At 34.9% G+C, this 3,531-nt stretch carries 3 protein-coding genes; all 3 read left to right on the top strand.

Annotated elements, in window-relative coordinates:
- Positions 1-581: 581 nt before the first annotated feature.
- Complete coding sequence (locus AACS24_RS20675) at positions 582-1,403, top strand: aldolase/citrate lyase family protein (protein ID WP_108571854.1); 822 nt, start codon at positions 582-584, stop codon at positions 1,401-1,403.
- Positions 1,404-1,406: 3 nt separating this feature from the next.
- On the top strand, positions 1,407-1,961 hold the full coding sequence (locus tag AACS24_RS20670; protein ID WP_108571853.1) for a sugar transferase: 555 nt from the start codon (positions 1,407-1,409) through the stop codon (positions 1,959-1,961).
- A gap of 3 nt (positions 1,962-1,964) precedes the next feature.
- Positions 1,965-3,531, top strand: a 1,567-nt coding sequence (asnB, locus tag AACS24_RS20665) for an asparagine synthase (glutamine-hydrolyzing) (RefSeq protein WP_108571852.1), incomplete at its 3' end; no start/stop codon positions are given.

Below are 3,531 nucleotides of genomic sequence, written 5' to 3'. Positions count from 1 at the left end.
TTACTGGATTGCAATTTATGTAGTGATATTCATTTCACTATTAATTACTGTTTCAATGATTGTTTTTTCCTATCAGTTTACTTCTATTGTATATAATTGGGGAGGCGTATCTGAAACTGATCTTAGACAAGTTTCAAATCTGCTATCCATTGCAATAATATCACTTGTCTTTCAAGGCTTGAATTCTTTCATCATTTCAGCGCATGCTGCAAAAAATGACACTATAACGCCGTTGATAATTACAACATCTATTGTGTCTCTCTTTTCCATCGTGTGTTTTAATACTCGATTAACAATCGAGTCACTGTTTTATTTGATGTGTATTTCGTACGCAGCGATTACCGTGTGTTTACTTTTTAGTATTATCTTGAAGCATCGTGTTTTTCTTTCGCATAGTACTTTCCATAGTTTATGGAAAATGTCGGCTATTATTGTTCTATACTCGTTTATAATGTCTTTCTTCTATGACTCCATGGTTAGTTCTGCCACTGCTATTTTTATTACATTAATATTGATGTTATCAAGTTTGTTGGCTTGGTTTTTCATTGACGACGAAATTAAAAGTTTGGGGAGATTTAATAATGAATAAAAAGCTTAATCTGATGCTAATAACAAATAATGTAGATGTTGCTAAATATGCTTCTGGATGTGGTGTGACAAGATTATTTGTGGATTTAGAAATTAATGGTAAATATGAACGGCAAGGTCATCTTGATACTGTTATTAGCCATCATAGTATGACTGATGTGGGTGCTATAAATAAGGTGAAAGGAGAGGCTGAGCTTTTGGTAAGACTGAATCCATACCATAATAATAGTGAGCAAGAGATAAATTCTGCTATTGAGCATGGTGCAGACATTATTATGTTGCCTATGTTTAGAACTATAGAAGAGGTTTCTCAATTTTCAGAATTGATTGCTGGCCGAGTAAAATTCATTCCTTTGATTGAAACAATTGATGCCGCAAACATTGTAAGTGATATAGTAAAAGTTAAAGGCGTCTCGGAAGTGTATTTTGGTTTGAATGATCTTCATCGTGAAATGAACTGCAAATTTATGTTCGAGCCTTTACAGAATGGTTGTATAGAAGCACTCGCTAAAATTGTAACTAATGCGAGAATACCTTTTGGCTTTGGAGGAATTGCTCGCATAGGGGAGGGTATTCTACCAGCTGAATTAATCTTATCTGAGCATGCTAGATTGGGATCTTCAAATGTTATTTTATCGCGAACGTTTCATGGTAACAGCAGTAATCTAGATGATTTAAAAATGATTATGAATTTTCAGCTTGAAGTGACAAAGTTGCTAGATAGTTTTAATGAGCATATCACTCGCTCAAATGAACAAGTCACAAAGGATAAATTATTATTAGATGAAGCTATTGCTACGATAGTGAATGGTTAAAATATGAAAAGAATTATTGATTTATTTTTATCTATTTCTGCACTTTTGATTTTATCACCATTATTTATTGTCATTTCCATGATTATTTATCTGTCAGATAGAGGGACTGTATTCTATACTCAAAAACGGGTTGGATTTGATTGTCAAGAGTTCAGTTTGTATAAGTTCAGGACCATGTGCCCTAATGCGGATAAAATTGGTTCATATTCAACTAGTACCAATGATTACCGTATAACTAGAGTAGGCAAATTTTTAAGACGTAGCAGTCTTGATGAACTACCTCAATTGGTTAATGTTATGATTGGGGATATGAGTCTTGTTGGGCCTCGCCCCAATGTACCCATGCAAAGGAGCCTTTATTGTGAGACTGATTGGAATAAAAGACACTCAATTAAGCCAGGGATAACTGGTTTAGCACAGGCTACATTGCGTTCATCTGCTACTGAGAAACAACGATTAATGTTGGATTTAGAATATGTAGACAGAATGAATATTTTATTTGATTTGAAAATTATTTTCATGACAATCAAGCAGGTTTTGTTTAAGGGTGGAAACTAATTTATGTGTGGTATCTTTGGCTATTTTAGTAAAGAAAAATCATTCAAAGACTTGAGTGTTATTCAATCAATGGGGAATATCATTGATTATCGAGGTCCGGATGGCCAAGGTATCTTTAATTATGCTGGTGTGGCATTAGGTAATCAGCGATTAGCCATTTTAGATTTGGAACATGGACAACAGCCATTTATTTCAAATGATGGTAAAATTATAGTAGTACAGAATGGAGAGATTTTTAACCACGTAGAAATTGCGAATGAACTGAAAGGCACAACATTTGAATGCTTAACTCATTGTGATACTGAGGTTATCCTCAGGCTTTACGAGCGAGATGGTATTTCGGCCCTATCAAAATTAAATGGTATGTTTGCAATTGCCATATATGATGCGAATCTAGATGAGATTTTTTTAATCCGTGATCGCGTTGGCGAAAAACCGCTTTATTATTTTTATGATGATGAGGTGCTTGTCTTTGGCTCTGAGATCAAATCTATTTTAGAATTTGGTATAGAAACAAAAGTAAACTATGATGCAATTGATTCCTACTTGACATTCAACTATGTTGCACCTCCATTAACTATGTTCCAGCAAGTGATGCATGTAATGCCTGGTTCATATTTAAGAATTACCCGTGATAGTTTGCATGTACATCAGTGGTGGGATCTACTTTCTACTACAATAGTAGAAAAGACGGAAGAACAATGGATTGCCAAATTTAACGAGACTCTAAATGATGCTGTTGCTATAAGATTGCGTTCTGAAGTTCCTTTTGGAGCATTCCTTTCTGGTGGAGTAGACTCTAGCACTGTTGTTGGGTTGATGAGTCAACATATGTCTCAACCGGTAAAGACATTTACGATTGGTTTTCACGATCCTCTTTATGATGAGTCTGGATTTGCTCAAGCAGTCGCTTCCCGTTTCTCAACAGAGCATACTATGGAGAAGGTTGACCCTAATCTTCTATCATTTTGGCCAAAGGCGACATATCACTGTGATCAACCTCATGGTGATGTATCATTTATGCCGACATATCGGGTGTCTGAGTTGGCCGCAAAAAATGTCAAGATGGTACTAACTGGTGATGGTGCAGATGAACTTTTTGCTGGTTATGATAAATATAAAAACTTTTTCACCGACGACACTCGTAATTATTCAGATGCATTATTTAGAGAACGTTATTTTGACAGCATTTCACTATTCAATAAGCATACGAAATCTGTTTTATATTCAGAGGCATTTAGAAAACATGTGAATCTTGATTCTGTGTTCAATTTCATTGAGAAGAAATTTGATGAATCGAATAACATGGATCGTATTAATCAGGCACTTTATATTGATACTACATTGCTATTGAGTGGCAATAATTTAGTGAAGCCTGATAGAATGGGTATGGCAGTATCCATAGAGAATCGAGCTCCATTCTTAGATTATCGTATGATTGAATTGGCTTTCTCTATGCCTGGGTCATTAAAGTTAAAAAATGGTGAAACTAAATATATATATAAAAGGGCTGTTAGTGAGTTGATTGGTTTTGAACTTGCCTATCGCAAGAAACAAATGTTTACTGTAC

Source organism: Aeromonas sp. HMWF016 (assembly GCF_963878195.1).
GTDB lineage: Bacteria > Pseudomonadota > Gammaproteobacteria > Enterobacterales > Aeromonadaceae > Aeromonas > Aeromonas lacus.
The sequence above is the reverse complement of the archived record's forward strand: the minus strand, read 5'-3'. Positions and strand labels throughout refer to the sequence as shown.

What these genes read in the sequence shown, in the direction of transcription:
- AACS24_RS20675 (WP_108571854.1), top strand. Translation starts at nt 582, where the DNA reads ATGAATAAAAAGCTTAATCTGATGCTAATAACAAATAATGTAGATGTT.
- AACS24_RS20670 (WP_108571853.1), top strand. Translation starts at nt 1,407, where the DNA reads ATGAAAAGAATTATTGATTTATTTTTATCTATTTCTGCACTTTTGATT.